Origin of the sequence: Parabacteroides sp. AF17-28 (genome assembly GCF_003479205.1) — a bacterium.
Classification (GTDB): Bacteria; Bacteroidota; Bacteroidia; order Bacteroidales; family Tannerellaceae; genus Parabacteroides; species Parabacteroides acidifaciens.
This window is the reverse complement of record NZ_QUGV01000027.1, coordinates 18,697-34,156: the sequence shown is the minus strand read 5'-3', so window position 1 is coordinate 34,156 and position 15,460 is coordinate 18,697. Positions and strand designations below refer to the sequence as shown.

The following is a 15,460-nucleotide window of genomic DNA, read 5'->3' as shown; positions in this document are numbered from 1 at the left end:
TGCAACAAACAAATGTAAAACTCTAAATATCAAACAGCATGACACACACGTGTACAAAAGTAACAGTTCGTCAGAGAGCGATTCGGAACAATCGTTTCTCCTTGTATCTGGATTATTATCCGGCAGTCCGTAATCCAGAAACCATGCAGATGAGCCGCAGGGAATATCTCGGCATCTACATCTATGCCCATCCGAAAAACGAAATGGAACGGGAATTCAACAACGATATGCTGAACAAAGCAGAGGCTATCCGTTGTATCAGAGTACAATCACTCATCAATGAAGAGTTCGGTTTCTTGGATAAGACCAAGCAGAAAGCCGACTTCCTTGCCTACTTCAAGAAGATGTGCCGAAGCAAAGATCAGAAATGGCAGTTTGTCTATCAGCACTTCTACAACTTTGTCAAAGGTCATTGTACGTTTGGCGATGTGAATGTGGATTTGTGCAAGAAGTTTCGTGAGTATTTGCTGAATGCCAAGCAACTCAAGCACTGCAACCGCCCCATATCCCTCAATTCGGCATCCGGCTACTACTCCACTTTCAGAGGATTGTTGAAGATTGCCTATCGAGATAAATGGTTTCGGGAGAATATCAATGACTATCTTGATAAGATTGAACCGCAAGATGTGAAGAAAGAGTACCTGACACTGGACGAAGTGAAGCAGCTTGCCGCCACTCCTTGCGATATCCCCGTTCTGAAAGCCGCTTCTTTGTTTGCTTGCCTGACAGGGTTACGCATCAGCGATATTCTCAATCTAGAATGGGAAGACTTTGCCATCGCTCCCGACCAAGGCTATTGTTTGCGTATCAGGACACAGAAAACCCAAACGGAAGCAACACTCCCCATCAGCTACGAAGCCTACGAACTATGCGGTACGCCCGACACGGGTAAGGTATTCAAGGGGTTGAAACGAAGTATGATTAACTATCCGCTGAAAAACTGGCTCAAAAAGGCAGGGATTACAAAACCGATAACCTTTCACGGATTTCGCCACTCCTACGCAGTCATACAAATCTCTTTAGGTACAGATATTTACACGGTCTCAAAGATGCTAACCCACAAGAACGTTTCCACAACTCAAATATACGCAGATTTGGTAAATGTGAAGAAACGGGAGACTGCAAATAAGATTTCACTGAAATAAATACAGCTATGAAACGAGGAATCATAACAAACAACGGACAAGGTATCCATATTTCTGATGGCGAAGTATGGATGACCGCTTGGGAGATTGCCAACTTGTTCTATACAACAGTTGGAGCAATCAATTCCCGCATAAAAGCGATATTGAAAACCAACGTCTTAAAGGAGTATGAAGCTTACCAATGTATAAGGTTAGAAAATAGGAATAGCGCTGATGCGTATAATCTCAACATGATTATTGCCCTATCCTATCAAATAGACACTGGACATTCCGCTGCATTCAGGAAATGGGTTATCAATAAAGTTACCTCCAAGCAGAAGAACATATCACTATTTATCCCAATAAGGTCAGCTAATACTTACAATTGCTGATACCCACAACTTAAAAGTCCGATGTAGGCTAGTCCCATGTCGGACTTTCCTTTGCTATTGTGGCACAGGTGGCATAGAAAAATGCTACCTACCTGTGCCAAAAGCTGCCACTTCCCGGGAAATGTATCTACACATCTTGCAAATGATATATATTTGCACACAAACGATTAACATATATCATTATGGAGCAGAAAAAGATAGAACATATTACCTTGCATCTGATTGTTTTCGGGACAATCGTCATCATTGGTGTTTTAGCCCGTCAGACCGTACTACACTATGGTTGGGACGAGTTCAGTAGCTACCTTATTTTTGTGGTATGCTCCATTGTCATGGGAGCAATCTATCTTAATCTGCAAATGGTATTCAGGCAACTTCTTTCACCAACAATAGAGAAGTACTTTATGAGATTTGAATGTTACCGCAATAAGGCTGTGGTGGTAAAAGCTCCAATAACGCACCCTGGACTTGCCGAAGGTACCATTATTTCAGAACCTATCATTTCTGAATCTAAATCCAAAATCGAAATAGAAACCACATCTGACACGTCAGAAGAGGTTTCAACTCCCTCTCTATCTGAATCCAACGAAGGAGTGGCTAAACTTCAAAAGGAAGACGCCACACCTTCTATCATTGGTAATACTTCTGTTGAAGAATCCATCCAGCCATCAGAATACGAGATACTTCGTGCCAATGCGATGGCAGAAAAGGAACGTGCATCCCAAGAAAGACTTGATAAAGTCCTCACATACACGAAGCGGACTTTTGTTCCTTATCTTGATGAAGCAAGCCTTAATCGCCTATGCGGGTATATTACAGAATACTATCTGTCCGATTCCCTGCCAAAAGTTGAAGCAATAAAACTCAGTTCGCAATTAAAGACCATTGATACCATGCACTTTGGATGGAACATCGGCAAAGCATTTGGCAAGCCACGTTTACAAACAGCTACATTCATTAAAAAGGTATTTGCCCATACTCTTCATGATGTGGAAATATCTACCATTGAGCGTAAGATGTCGCACACGGAATCAGAGTGTAAGATTAGATTAGACAAGAAGATAGCTTAATATCACTTGCCTAATATCTTTCTTAGTTCCTCTATACTAAGTTTGCCTTTATGCAACATTGCATGGCAATTAGGGCATACAGGAACAAGACTATTTTCCGGATCTATTTTATGCACCTCTCCTTTCTGTGCTGAAATGGGAACAATGTGGTGTACATGAATAAATCCATTACCCAATTCTCCATAAACTTTGCCAAAGTCCATTCCACAAACTTGGCATATACATCCGTATTTTTCAATACATTTTTTACGAGCAATAGGATTACGTTCGTATCTATTAACTAACGCCTGTTGCAAAGAACCCTCATAATATTCCTCTGCATATATATTGTTCTGTTTATTGTCTAATAACCAATATTTTCTTTGAGTATCAACCATATGTTTCGGAGTAATACCCAACCTATCACAGAATCTTAAATATTCATTTTCTAATGCCTGATTAAAAGTTCTTGTATGTCCAATAATACTATCAATAGCTGGTGATGTATACCAACCGTGCTTCCCATTATTTTTTACAAGATGTGTTAGCAAATCATTATTTAGATACCCGACAAATCTACTTGGTGCAAAATGATACCGTCCTTCAGCCTTATATACAACGAAATTTGTTCCGTTAGCAATAAGACGAACCATATTTTTGTAGTTCTCTTCATTATCGTCATTCAGATATATATCAACTTGACATAGATTATTCATAAGTTCCGATATATCTCTGATAATTCTACCTAATTTTCTCATATTATTTTTACGCTATAGGATACAAAAGTATTTAAATTCCTTGTAATCACCACTTATAACCATCAAAAAGTTATATCGCAGTTATATTTTGGTGAATGATTCCACCATTGAAACACCTGTTTCCTTTGCCGTCGAACAATTAAAAACGATTGGCGTATGCAAAACGAAACAGTAACATTTGATAAGCTACCCGAGGCGGTAGGTTATCTGACCGAACAGGTCATTGAGTTGAAAAGAATGGTGTCGGAACTTCAACCTCCTGCATCAGACAAGCACGTGTTGGTTGAAATTGAGGATGCTTGCCGCATTATCAGGAAAGCCAAGCCTACCATATATACATTGGTACGCAAGGGGCTGCTCCCTGCTTACAAGAAAGGCAAGAAACTCTATTTCTACGAGGACGAACTGTTGACTTGGATTGACAACGGGCGGAGAAAGACGGCGGAACAGACTTATGAAGAGATGCTTGCCAATATGCAAAGCGGTGTCAAGCATAAGCCTAAATCCAGTATTAACTTCTAATCGCTTGGTTTATGAATACAACTTCTATCAATCCGGTATCTATCATTGATGAAGCGATCGATTTGAGTACAAGGTTGGCTGGTACAGAATTTCCCATCAGCATATTCCCTACTCAGATTCAACGCATCATCCATGAAGTGCATGAATGTCACAATTATCCTACCGACTATATAGCCGCAGCAATCCTTACAGCAATAGCGGTTGGCATCGGGAACACGCACCTTGCCCAAATCAAACAAGGCTGGATAGAAAGCCCTATCCTGTACATGGCATTGATTGGAAGACCTGGAGCAAACAAAAGTCATCCTCTCAGTTTTGCCATGAAGCCCTATCTTGATTATGACTACCAGCAAAACCAAGTGTTTGAAAAGGCACTTGCAAAGTATGATGAGCAGATGAGTATGAGCCGGAAGGAACGTGCGGAAAGTGGTGGGGAGCAATTTCCACAAGAACCTATCCGCAAACGCTTCTTGGTATCGGATGTAACACCCGAAGGTTTGAGCCTCATTCATGCGCAAAACAAACGGGGATTGTGTTTGTGGGCTGATGAACTATCCGCTTGGTTCAAGAACTTCAACCGTTACAATAACGGTTCGGAAGAACAGTTCTGGCTATCGGTATTCAGTGCCAAGACAACTATATCCGACCGCAAGAATGCCAAGAGTTCCATCTTTATCAAGCGTCCGTATATATCAGTCATTGGCACTATCCAAAAGAAAATTCTGAACGAGTTGGCAAAAGGTGAACGCTCCAGCAATGGATTCATCGACCGTATTCTGTTCGTGATGCCCAATCTGCAACAGAAAGCACGCTGGAACGACAAGGAGTTGCCGGAGAACATCGAAGAGGAATGGAATGCCATCATTGGCAGACTGATACAACAAGAGTGTCCACTCAATGAATTTGGAGAGATTGAACCGCATATTCTTCTGTTCACAGAGGAAGCAAAGAGAAGGCTTTACGACTGGCAGCACCATTTCTCCGAGTTATGCGACCGAGAGACCAACGACACCATCGTAAGTATCTACTGCAAGTTAGAGATATACATCATACGCTTCTGCCTGATTATCCAACTGGCACGATGGACTTGTGGAGAGTGTGACAAAACACATATTGACTTGTTGACGGTAGAGCGAGCCATCAAACTGACGGAGTATTTCAAGGATTCCGCTTTGGGCGTACAGAACATCCTCAATGAGAACACCCTCACCAGCCAGCAACAGACGATAGTCAATCTGCTGCCTCCATCTTTCACAACTTCCCATGCGATAGAGTTGGCCGAGCAGAACGGAATGAAGGAGCGGACACTTCAACGCTTTCTCAATGACAACATTGGGACATTGTTCCGTAAAGAGAAGCATGGAGAATATTCAAAAATAAACCCGTGACATTTTTGTCGGTTTTGACACTTTCCAAACGAAAACGACAATAACGACAAAAATGCCACACAAAAAAAACATACAATGAGTACACATAGATTCATATTAGAACCATACAAAGGTGTTAGCACCCGGCACACTTGCCCGAACTGCCACCGCCAAAGATGTTTCTCCAAGTATATTGATACGGAGAAGCAAATTCAGTTCCCCGAGTACGTGGGGCGTTGTGACCACGAACAGAAATGCGGTTACCACTTCACGCCTCGTGATTACTTTGAGCAGAACCCGGAAGAAAAAGAAAAGTTCTCAGAGAGGGATTTCTGGAATTACACGCCTATTAAAGAGGCTCAACCGAGAGCTACCTCTTACATTGATTTGGATATAGTCAACCAATCATTACGAGGCTATCCGTCGAACAAATTGTTCCAATTCCTATCCGCTCAGTTCGGAGAGACCGAAACATTGAAACTCATGAAGAAGTACAAGGTGGGTACATCCAAGCATTGGGACGGTGCAACCGTATTCTGGCAGACGGATAATCAGAACAAAGTTCGCACAGGTAAGATAATGCTTTACAATCCCGAAACAGGTAAGCGAGTAAAAGAACCATACAATCATGTTACGTGGGTACACTCCGTACTACACAAAGGCGACTATAATCTGAGGCAATGCTTCTTTGGTGAGCATCTGCTTTCCGAGAATAAATGCCGACCTGTTGCACTGGTCGAAAGCGAAAAGACAGCCCTTATCGCATCCTATTACCTATCCCAATTTCTATGGATTGCCTCGGGTGGCAAGAACGGTTGTTTTAATGCCAACAGCCTATCCGTGTTGGCGGGAAGAAACGTTGTCCTGTTCCCCGACTTAGGTGCAACCGACTATTGGCAGAGTAAAATCGGACTGATGAAAAGCTACGGAATTGAAGTGCAGATGTTCGATTATCTAGAGGCCAACGCCAGCGAAGCTGAACGGAAAGAGGGATTCGATATTGCCGATTATCTGCTCAAAGTGAAGCCAGACGAAGCCGTACTTCAACAGATGATAAGGAAGAATCCCGCATTGAAAATACTGATAGGCGCACTCGATTTGAAGCTCGTCAGTGTGCAGCGAGGCATCCCTCAACCGAAAGTTTCACCACCCAAGAAACGAGGTTTCAGACTATGACTAAAAGGGAGAAAATGGAGACTTTTTTACTGTAGCAAGTTAATGTCGGTGTATTACATTCCCCGACCACTTGCTCCTCAAAAAGTCTGAGGAGACAGCTCCCGACGGTCACAAATTATTCACTAAAAAGCAGAATCAAAATGGAAAAGAAATATACGATAACGCTCCGTCTGACAGATATGCAGTACACATTACTCGGTGCAATTTGCAGACGGACAAAACGGAATCAAAGTGAGGTCATCCGCTCGTTCATCGAGAACGGTTCGGTACGTGAACGGATTTCACAAGAGCATATCTACATCATCCGACAGTTGATTGGCGAAAGCACCAATCTCAACCAGTTGGCGAGGCAGGCCAACGCATATGGGTTTTCTGCCGTTGCCAAGCGATGCGAGGAGATGACTGAACGTATTAACCAACTTATAAGACGACTGAAAGATGATAGGTAAACAAACGAAAGGAACATCATTCGGAGGATGTGTCTGCTATGTTCTGAAAGAAGAGAAATCTAAATTACTGGAAGCGGTCGGAGTGAATGGTACACCCGAACAGGTGGCAGAGCAATTTGAGCTACAATCATTGCTCAATGATAAGGTAAAGAATATTGTCGGACATACCTCGCTCAACTTCTCACCGGAAGATAGCGAACGCTTGAAACATGATGATACGCTGATGTTGCAAATCGCTCACGACTATATGAAACTGATGGGGATTGAGAACACGCAGTTCATCATTGCCCGACACATCGACCGGGAACATCCGCATTGCCATATCGTCTTTAATCGGGTGGACAATGATGGCAAGACGATTAGCGACAAGAATGACTTCCGCAGAAACGAGAAAGCCTGTAAGATGCTGACGGCTAAATATAGATTGTACTTCGCCAACGGCAAAGACCACATCAAGGAGGAACGACTTCGCCCATACGACCGAGCAAAGCATGAGATATACAAAGCGTTGAAAGAGGAACTGCCCAATGCTACGACTTGGAACGGGCTGAAAGATGCTCTTGCTGACCGAGACATTGATATGAAGTTCAAGGTCTGTCGAACTACACGAGAAATACAGGGTGTCAAGTTTGAGTATAACGGTTTTTCTTTCTCTGGATCAAAAATCAGCCGAGAGTTCAGTTACATGAATATCGACAACAGGCTGGAGCAAAATGCTTTTGACTCTTCATTTGAATACCGCAAACAAGAGTTCAATCATAAGGAAGAAGAAGTGCAACAAACCGTTTCCCACTCCGGTGATTGTTCAAGCATTAGTCTTGGTCTGTTAAACGGTGGTCCTTCTTACGATGCTACAGCCGTAGAAGAAGCAGAGTTCAATCGCCTGATGAAAAAGAAAAAGGCTAAGCGCAAGCGAGGCTTCCATTTATAATTCATTATTTATTAACTTCTTAAATTCAATTATTTATGATGTACAATGATTTGATTGCAGATTTCAATCTCTATCTGTGTGAGAAATTCGGCTACAGAGGTAGCTGTAGTGTTATGAGAAATGCTAATGGCATCTGTGTAAGTGTCAGTGAGCGTGAGTTGGATCTCTACATCCGCTTTTGGGAGTACAGCGGAGGTGTAGGCAATTTCCCCGACTGGTCTATCATCATCGTGCGCAGCAACTTCAAGAAGAAGCAAGATGAGAACCTGAAAGACTTGGCTCGTTTCTTCAAAGAGTACATGCCACATTACGGTTACAAATACCTCTGCACTGAAGGAGATGGGTACAGGTATTACCATACACTCGGTTTGAAACTCATCAAGAAAGAGTTTTTTGGACACAATTATGCACTGGCACTGAAAGATTTGAATGTTTGAGACAAGATTTGGAAGTAAGGAGGGGAAGTTTTCCTCTCCTTTTTCGCTATTAAAAATTAGTTCCAGTGTTGTTACTTATGGTTCTCAAGCCATTGCTTCAACTCTTTCTCTTGTTTAAGATATGCCTCTTCAAATATCTTAGCAATGTGGTTCAATATGGCAACTTCCGAATCGTCAAGTAATGTATTAGTTTCTATGTAGGAGTATTTATCGCAAATTCTAATTCTCGAAATATACGAGCTATTTTTGAATGGGATATTAAAATTGTTGTTGCCTTTATTAGCGAAAAATTCTTCATAAAACGAAGTACCAATAACAGTGTCTGTATGTGTCGCCTTAACATCAGAAGTGTAATGGAAGCAACCATCAATATACACTTGCGGAATTTTCACAGATGCCATCATTATAACTACTGCTAATCTATCCGTATACGACAGTAAATGTATTTGTTTGGTTATCTCTTCAAATTTGCCGCGGTCTATTATTTGCCAATGGATAATGTTAAAAACTGCCTCATTTTGTTTTTCATGAGACATTATACTCTCTTTAAATCCCTGATAAATATCGGTTTGCTTGTATAATTCGATATTTTCTGAACCTATGTATTTGTTTACAAATTCTTCTGAATAAGGTTCCGTTACAAAATCTCCGGAACGCATCATCAACTCTTCATCCATTAGTATAATTGGTAGAGGATCGATTGCCAAACGATACATGGCAACAGCACCAATCGCCACTTTCAAAGTTTCTTCAAAATCTGAAACTATTTTAAGATAGACTTTGTTTTCACGGTGATCCGACCAAGAATATCGTTGTGTTGTATAAAAAGATGAATAGCCTTGTTTATGCACGTATTTATTTGTCTTTTTCTGGACAGCACGTATGTTATCAAAGAAAGCAGGTATTTTGGCTCTTATTTCTTTGAAGACCGGTTCATGTTCTTTCAGAAAGTTAGCCATTTTACCAGATTCAAAACCAGGCTCTAATTTCTTCCACTCTTTCATTTTTTCAGGATTCGCTGTTAGATACAGTGTGCCTATTGAAAGCTCGATGGATTGGCGTAATGAATAAAACGCAACATCAAAAAATCCTTTCTGAAAAAGGAATATTGAATTGGCGATCATTTGGGAAGCTTCATCAAAAAATCTATTTGCTCCAAAAGCATCAATTAATCCTATTTGAGCCCATGTGATATTCTCTATGTCCCAAAGATAATCGGATGCATTTGGCAATACAAATTTTCGAACCTTCCAACGGCCTGCTTCAAAGTCCTCATGAAAATTATCCAATGTATGTGTTCCCATATTGTCAAATAAATCCAATTAGTTCAAGGCAAAGATACAGAAAACAATTATTGTAAACTTCTGTTTTGTGATTTTTCTTGAACTAATCCGCAATTTTAATGGAAAATCATATTATTTGAATGATACTTGAATGAAATAAATTCATTACTTTTGCATAACAAGGTGAATAATACAATCCAAAATGGAAGCTACGAAAGATATAAATCGAATCAAAGTGGTTCTCGTTGAGAAGAAACGAACCAACAAATGGCTGGCCGAGCAATTGAGAAAAGATCCGGCTACGGTTTCAAAATGGTGTACGAATACCTCTCAACCGGGACTTGAAACATTGCTGCAGATAGCTAATGTCTTGGAGGTGGATGTAAAAGAACTTTTGAACTCCTCTTTAGATGAAAATATCCAAACGGTGAGGTTAGTCAAATAAGTACACCAACTAGGAAACAATACAATCATGGACAAGAAAGAATTATATACCAAGATATTGCAGCTTGATGGACTGACCAACGAAGAAAAGTCAGAGCTATTGGGGCTGCTTCGCAAACAAAAGAAATACGGATTGGTGTGGGAAGACAAACCCGAGGATGTGGAGGAGCGCCTGCGTGATGAACTGCCCGTACTTATTGAAGACACATCAAAGGCGATTATAAGCCAAGAAGCCGATGCCCCCAATCATATACTCATAGAGGGAGACAACCTCGAAGCCCTCACAGCCCTTGCTTATACCCACGAAGGGAAGATTGATGTTATCTATATCGATCCGCCTTATAATACTGGCAACAAGGATTTCGTCTATAACGACCACTATGTGGATAAAGAAGATTCTTATCGCCATTCCAAATGGTTGTCCTTTATGAATAAGCGTCTGCGCATTGCCAAGCAATTGCTTTCTGACAGAGGTGTGATATTCATTTCTATTGATGATAACGAACAGGCGCAATTGAAATTGCTATGTGATGAGGTGTTTGGTTACGATAAATTAATTTCAAATCTTATTTGGCAAAAAAAAACAGGTGCAGCCGATGCCAACGGTATAGCAACTATTACAGAATACATACTTGTTTATTGTCAAAATCCTGTTTTGGCCAAAACGATATTTAACTATAATAAAGAGGCTTTTGATGTTAAAAGATACAGATATAAAGATGAATATATAGAAGAGAGAGGCCCCTTTTATTATGATTCATTGGATAGAGGAAGTATTCAATATAGTGATGGATTGAATTATGGCATTAAGGCCCCAGACGGAACTATGATATATCCAAATGGACGGACTTCTTTTATGAATGACGGTTGGACATGGAAATGGAGTAAAGAAAAGGTAAAATGGGGTATAGATAATAAGTTTATTGAAATTGTTCCTACAAAGAAAAAAGGTAGTGGATGGGCAGTAAAGTATAAAATATACCTCAATGTAGATAACGAAGGACATATAATTGAGAAGTCTGTGCCATATAAAAATCTCATAACTGGTGTACTCAATGCTGATGCCGCTAATGATATTAAATCAATATTTAATTCTAAGGCTTTTAACTATGCAAAACCATTAGATTTAATTTTATTGTTTATTAAACTAATCAATAATAGAACGGCAAACATTCTCGACTTCTTTGCTGGCAGTGGCACAACCCTTCACGCTACTATGCAGTTGAACTCAGAAGATGGCGGACACCGCAAGTGCATCCTCGTTACCAACAATGAAAACAATATCTGCGAAGAAGTGACCTACGAGCGCAACAAGCGAGTTATCAACGGTTATACTACACCCAAAGGCGAAGCTGTGGAAGGACTTACAGCAAATACCCTCCACTACTATCGTACCGATTTTGTAGGTAGAAACCGCTCAATGCGCAATATGCGCAAACTGATGTCGCTCTCCACCGATATGCTCTGTATCAAGGAAGACCTATATACCGAGCAATCGGAGTTTGCCGGGCAAAAGACATACGCCAACGTGTTCCGCTATTTCTACAATGGCACAAAGCGCATGATGGTTATCTATCGCGAGGAAGCCGTAGGGCAGTTGGTGGAACTCATCCTTCGTGCTGACTATGAGGGCAAGATGAAGGTATATGTATTCTCACCCAGCGAAGACCCATGGGAGGGTGAGTTTGAAGAAGTGGCAGACAAAGTGGAACTTTGCGCCCTGCCCCAAGCCATATACAACGCCTATAAACGTATCCTGCCAAAGAAAAAAGATGTCGCTTTTGAACAAGAGAACAACGCTACTGACAATGCCGACAAAATATTTGACGGTATACTTCACTTTGACGAATAGGAGGACGAGCAATGAACGAGCAGGGCAAAAATAAAAAGAAAAAGGAACAAGTATCCGTGCGAAGCAGTGCTGCGGAATACTTAAATTACATAGCTTGTGTAGGCGATGACGAACAGCAGATAGAAATACGTTATGAAGATGAAAATATCTGGCTCTCACAGAAGCTGATGGCGACTTTGTATGATGTTGAAGTACCTACCATATATTATCATATAAAAAAGATATTGTCAGATAGCGAGTTACAAGAAAAATCAGTTATTAGAAAATTTCTAATAACTGCTCCTGACGGCAAGCATTATAATACGAACCACTACTCTTTAGAGATGATTATTGCCGTAGGTTTCAAGGTAAACTCAGAGAAAGCCGTACAATTCAGAAAATGGGTAAATGGCATTGCCAAGGAATATACCATCAAAGGATGGGTAATGGATTCGGAAAGGCTGAAAAGGGGAACATTCCTGACAGACAAATACTTCGACGAACAACTGGAACGCATCCGCGAAATACGTTCCAGCGAGAGGTTGTTTTACCAAAAAATAACTGACCTGTATGCCACAGCTGTTGATTACGACAAAACCGCATTGGCAACACGCCGTTTCTATGCCACAGTACAGAACAAGATGCACTATGCCGTACATGGCCACACCGCTGCCGAACTGATTGTAGAGCGCGCTGATGCGGACAAAGAACACATGGGATTGACCACTTGGGCTGATGCTCCGGACGGGAAAATACGGAAAAGCGATGTAGTGATAGCAAAGAACTATCTTTCAGATACCGAATTAGGACAATTAGAACGTATGGTAACGGCTTATCTTGACTTTGCCGAAACGATGACCATGCGCCATATTCCTTTGACAATGGCAGACTGGGAACAACGCTTGAATAGTTTTATCAATCTTTTTGAATACGGCCTGCTAAAAGATGCTGGACGAGTTACAGACGAAATTGCAAGATTACACGCCGAAACGGAATTCGAGAAGTATCGTATCATTCAAGATCAGTTGTTCATGTCAGATTACGACCGTTTCCTTTTGGAGATGAAAGAAGTTGAGCAAAAGAACCAAGACAGCAGAAAAGGAGGAAAGCAATGAAAAACTTAGCATATCAACAAAAAGCCGTAACCGAGTTGGTGGACAAGACTATCCGTCTGCTTAATCTCGGTGGCCATCGTAACAAATTGGTGTTTGAGGCAACAACCGGTGCCGGTAAAACTGTTATGGCTTGCCAAATGCTTGCCGGACTTATAGACGAACTGCGCGAGCGCGGTGACAGTCGTTATCAGGAGGTAGCATTCATCTGGTTCGCCCCTCGAAAGCTGCATCTGCAAAGCTATGAAAAGCTGAAAGATGCTTTTGACGAAACACGTACTCTGCGCCCCGTGATGTTCGATGAAATAGACCAAAACGAAGGCATCCGCCCCGGCGAAATACTCTTTGTAAACTGGGAAAGCGTAAACAAAGAGACCAACGTGATGGTGCGTGAGGGCGACACCTCGCTTTCGCTCTACGAAATAACCGACCGAACCAAAGAAGAGTTCGGATTGCCAATCGTTGCCATAATCGACGAGGAACACATGTTCTGGAGCAAGACAGCCGACAAATCGGCAGCAGTGCTCGACAAGATAAACCCTGCGGTGGAAATCCGTATTTCAGCCACACCTAAAACCAGCAATCCAAAAGAGAAAGTGACGGTGTATCGCCAAGATGTCATCGCTGCCGAGATGATTAAGAAAGAGGTGGTGCTCAATCCGGAGATAGAACTCAACTTCAGTGATGAGCTGGAGCTTAATGCCAATCTTATTAAAGCAGCATTGGAAAAGCGTAACCAGATGGCCGAAGCATATAAAGCATTAGGTGCGAATATCAATCCGCTTTTGCTTATCCAGCTTCCCAATGACACTAAAGAGTCTATGACAGCGGACGATACCGCCATTGCCGAGCAAGTAAAACAGTATCTTGAAGTGATGAATGGTATCACTACTGCCAATCATCGTTTGGCAATATGGCTCTCTGGTGAAAAGGAGAATCTGACCGATTTAGAAAAGCCGGATAATATGACCGAGGTACTTCTGTTCAAAGAAGCCATTGCCCTTGGATGGGATTGCCCTCGTGCTGCCGTGTTGTTGATATTCCGAAAACTGCAAAGTGACCAGTTTACTATACAAACCGTTGGCCGTATTATGCGTATGCCGGAGCAGAAACACTATCCCAAGGATCTGCTGAATGTGGGTTATGTGTTTACAGACATTGCAAAGGATAAGATTCAAATAGTAACAGCCGATGCCGGATATATCCTGAACAACACTCTGACGGCTCACCGCAGAGAGAAACTGAACAATATATGGTTGCCTGCAAGTTATTCAGAACGTCCGAATGTAGAACGCAACTATTTGGGACCCGATTTCAAGAAAATCCTTTACGATGAAGCAACTCATTTCTGGAACTTCGAACACGGACAAATGCTGTTCTCTCTTGAAGAACTTGCCCGTTTGGATAACGACTATGAGGATGGAGATTTGCCCGACAGTGAGGAATTGCAGATAAACGAGAATCGTAAGAAAGTGGCTAACTCCTTGCGATTAGATGTGAAAAACATCAATGTGGAAATACCACAAGATGTACATTTCCAAAACGAGGAGCAGACCATAAATGTAGATACAATCAAGTATGCAAGAAAAGCAACGGAGATAGACCGTGTGTTCATGGCTTATATCTCTACCAAAGGTCATCAATTTGAAAGTAAAGGACGTGCCGACAAGATAGCATCTTACCTTTTGGAAATCATTGCTGACTTCTTCGGCATCTTCGATACAGATGCCAAAAAGGTTGTGCTGTACCATCAGAACCGTCCGAAATTCGACCGCATCATTGACACTGCGTTAGAGAAATATCTCCGTAAACGTAATGCGGCAAAGAAAATATCGGAAGCAACAAGAGAGTTTAAGAAATATAACTGGGAAGTGCCGGAAGAAAGAATATACGACAGCGAAACCAATCACATAGAAGAAGTAGGAAACCATGCCCTACTTCCCTTTGTTCAACTTAATCAGGCTTCAAATCCGGAAAAGAATTTTGTGGCATATTTGGAAGAGAACAAAGAATACATAGATTGGTGGTATAAAAACGGAGACAAAGGCAAACAGCATTATGCTATTGAGTACAGTCAAAGTGAAGGCGGTGCTAAATCCTTGTTTTACGTGGACTTTGTAGTCCGCATGAAAAGCGGTCATGTATATCTGTTTGACACAAAAAGTATAGATAGTGATTTGCTTGCACCCGAAAAGCACAATGCCCTGTTGGAGTATATCAAAGAGAACTCTACAAATGAAACACCGCTTTACGGTGGTATCATCATACAAAAAGGCGAAAACTGGTTGTACTCTCCTCTCCCTATCGAGAATACAACTGATACACTGAACTGGAATTGTTTCTACCCTCAAAACGCATAAATTATGGCAAAAGGAATAGACCCCAAATTTGTACACTATGGCATCCGCAAGGATGACTTGGCTATGATAGAGGCAATCTGCGAAAAAGAAGAGATTGACTTCGACTGGCTTAGTGAAGATATACTGAAAGCCTATCACGCCAAGAAAGTAGATATGATAGAAATGAGCGACAGCGATACGGAAGATATTATCCGTAATGCCATTCAGAAAATACATCAATAAAAA

16 protein-coding genes are annotated in these 15,460 nt (G+C 41.5%); 14 read left to right on the top strand and 2 right to left on the bottom strand.

Annotated features, from left to right (window positions below):
• Nucleotides 1-38: 38 nt before the first annotated feature.
• The 3 genes from DWW90_RS16745 to DWW90_RS16735 all read left to right on the top strand — a co-directional run bounded on the left by DWW90_RS16745 (nucleotide 39) and on the right by DWW90_RS16735 (nucleotide 2,586).
• Nucleotides 39-1,145: a site-specific integrase gene (locus tag DWW90_RS16745; protein WP_122345795.1), complete on the top strand. Its 1,107-nt coding sequence runs from the start codon at nucleotides 39-41 to the stop codon at nucleotides 1,143-1,145.
• A gap of 8 nt (nucleotides 1,146-1,153) precedes the next feature.
• The gene (locus DWW90_RS16740; protein ID WP_122345794.1) at nucleotides 1,154-1,516 is read left to right on the top strand and encodes a lipofamily protein; all 363 of its coding nucleotides are present in this window, start codon (nucleotides 1,154-1,156) and stop codon (nucleotides 1,514-1,516) included.
• A gap of 182 nt (nucleotides 1,517-1,698) precedes the next feature.
• Nucleotides 1,699-2,586, top strand: a complete 888-nt coding sequence (locus DWW90_RS16735; RefSeq protein WP_122345793.1) for a mobilization protein — start codon at nucleotides 1,699-1,701, stop codon at nucleotides 2,584-2,586.
• A gap of 2 nt (nucleotides 2,587-2,588) precedes the next feature.
• Here the strand turns inward: DWW90_RS16735 and DWW90_RS16730 are convergent, their stop codons facing one another.
• The gene (locus DWW90_RS16730; protein ID WP_122345792.1) at nucleotides 2,589-3,323 is read right to left on the bottom strand and encodes an HNH endonuclease; all 735 of its coding nucleotides are present in this window, start codon (nucleotides 3,321-3,323) and stop codon (nucleotides 2,589-2,591) included.
• A 156-nt stretch (nucleotides 3,324-3,479) separates the two neighbouring features.
• On the opposite strand from DWW90_RS16730, the gene DWW90_RS16725 reads away from it, so the two are divergent.
• The 6 genes from DWW90_RS16725 to DWW90_RS16700 all read left to right on the top strand — a co-directional run bounded on the left by DWW90_RS16725 (nucleotide 3,480) and on the right by DWW90_RS16700 (nucleotide 8,205).
• Nucleotides 3,480-3,845 carry a helix-turn-helix domain-containing protein gene (locus tag DWW90_RS16725; RefSeq protein WP_122345791.1) on the top strand — a complete coding sequence of 122 codons (366 nt, stop codon included), beginning with the start codon at nucleotides 3,480-3,482 and terminating at the stop codon, nucleotides 3,843-3,845.
• A gap of 11 nt (nucleotides 3,846-3,856) precedes the next feature.
• The gene (locus DWW90_RS16720; protein ID WP_122345790.1) at nucleotides 3,857-5,233 is read left to right on the top strand and encodes a DUF3987 domain-containing protein; all 1,377 of its coding nucleotides are present in this window, start codon (nucleotides 3,857-3,859) and stop codon (nucleotides 5,231-5,233) included.
• Between the two features lie 75 nt (nucleotides 5,234-5,308).
• Nucleotides 5,309-6,388 (top strand): DUF6371 domain-containing protein, encoded by a 1,080-nt coding sequence (locus DWW90_RS16715; protein WP_122345789.1) that lies wholly within the window; start codon nucleotides 5,309-5,311, stop codon nucleotides 6,386-6,388.
• Between the two features lie 140 nt (nucleotides 6,389-6,528).
• Entirely contained in the window at nucleotides 6,529-6,837 is a 309-nt protein-coding gene (locus DWW90_RS16710) for a MobC family plasmid mobilization relaxosome protein (protein WP_122345788.1), read from the top strand.
• Complete coding sequence (locus DWW90_RS16705; RefSeq protein WP_122345787.1) at nucleotides 6,827-7,768, top strand: relaxase/mobilization nuclease domain-containing protein; 942 nt, start codon at nucleotides 6,827-6,829, stop codon at nucleotides 7,766-7,768. Before DWW90_RS16710 ends, DWW90_RS16705 begins: the two co-directional genes overlap by 11 nt.
• A gap of 35 nt (nucleotides 7,769-7,803) precedes the next feature.
• Nucleotides 7,804-8,205 carry a hypothetical protein gene (locus tag DWW90_RS16700; RefSeq protein ID WP_122345786.1) on the top strand — a complete coding sequence of 134 codons (402 nt, stop codon included), beginning with the start codon at nucleotides 7,804-7,806 and terminating at the stop codon, nucleotides 8,203-8,205.
• A gap of 71 nt (nucleotides 8,206-8,276) precedes the next feature.
• Here the strand turns inward: DWW90_RS16700 and DWW90_RS16695 are convergent, their stop codons facing one another.
• Nucleotides 8,277-9,509 (bottom strand): hypothetical protein, encoded by a 1,233-nt coding sequence (locus DWW90_RS16695; RefSeq protein WP_122345785.1) that lies wholly within the window; start codon nucleotides 9,507-9,509, stop codon nucleotides 8,277-8,279.
• A 181-nt stretch (nucleotides 9,510-9,690) separates the two neighbouring features.
• On the opposite strand from DWW90_RS16695, the gene DWW90_RS16690 reads away from it, so the two are divergent.
• From DWW90_RS16690 to DWW90_RS16670, 5 genes are read left to right on the top strand one after another with little or no spacing between them, the layout of a single operon-like run.
• Nucleotides 9,691-9,933 (top strand): helix-turn-helix transcriptional regulator, encoded by a 243-nt coding sequence (locus DWW90_RS16690; protein WP_122345784.1) that lies wholly within the window; start codon nucleotides 9,691-9,693, stop codon nucleotides 9,931-9,933.
• A gap of 27 nt (nucleotides 9,934-9,960) precedes the next feature.
• Nucleotides 9,961-11,784, top strand: coding sequence for a site-specific DNA-methyltransferase (locus DWW90_RS16685; protein ID WP_122345783.1), 1,824 nt, complete (start codon nucleotides 9,961-9,963; stop codon nucleotides 11,782-11,784).
• A gap of 11 nt (nucleotides 11,785-11,795) precedes the next feature.
• Nucleotides 11,796-12,878 carry a virulence RhuM family protein gene (locus DWW90_RS16680; RefSeq protein WP_122345782.1) on the top strand — a complete coding sequence of 361 codons (1,083 nt, stop codon included), beginning with the start codon at nucleotides 11,796-11,798 and terminating at the stop codon, nucleotides 12,876-12,878.
• Nucleotides 12,875-15,235, top strand: coding sequence for a DEAD/DEAH box helicase (locus DWW90_RS16675; RefSeq protein ID WP_122345781.1), 2,361 nt, complete (start codon nucleotides 12,875-12,877; stop codon nucleotides 15,233-15,235). Before DWW90_RS16680 ends, DWW90_RS16675 begins: the two co-directional genes overlap by 4 nt.
• A 3-nt stretch (nucleotides 15,236-15,238) precedes the next feature.
• Nucleotides 15,239-15,457, top strand: coding sequence for a DNA modification system-associated small protein (locus DWW90_RS16670; RefSeq protein WP_122345780.1), 219 nt, complete (start codon nucleotides 15,239-15,241; stop codon nucleotides 15,455-15,457).
• The last annotated feature ends 3 nt before the right edge of the window (nucleotides 15,458-15,460 follow it).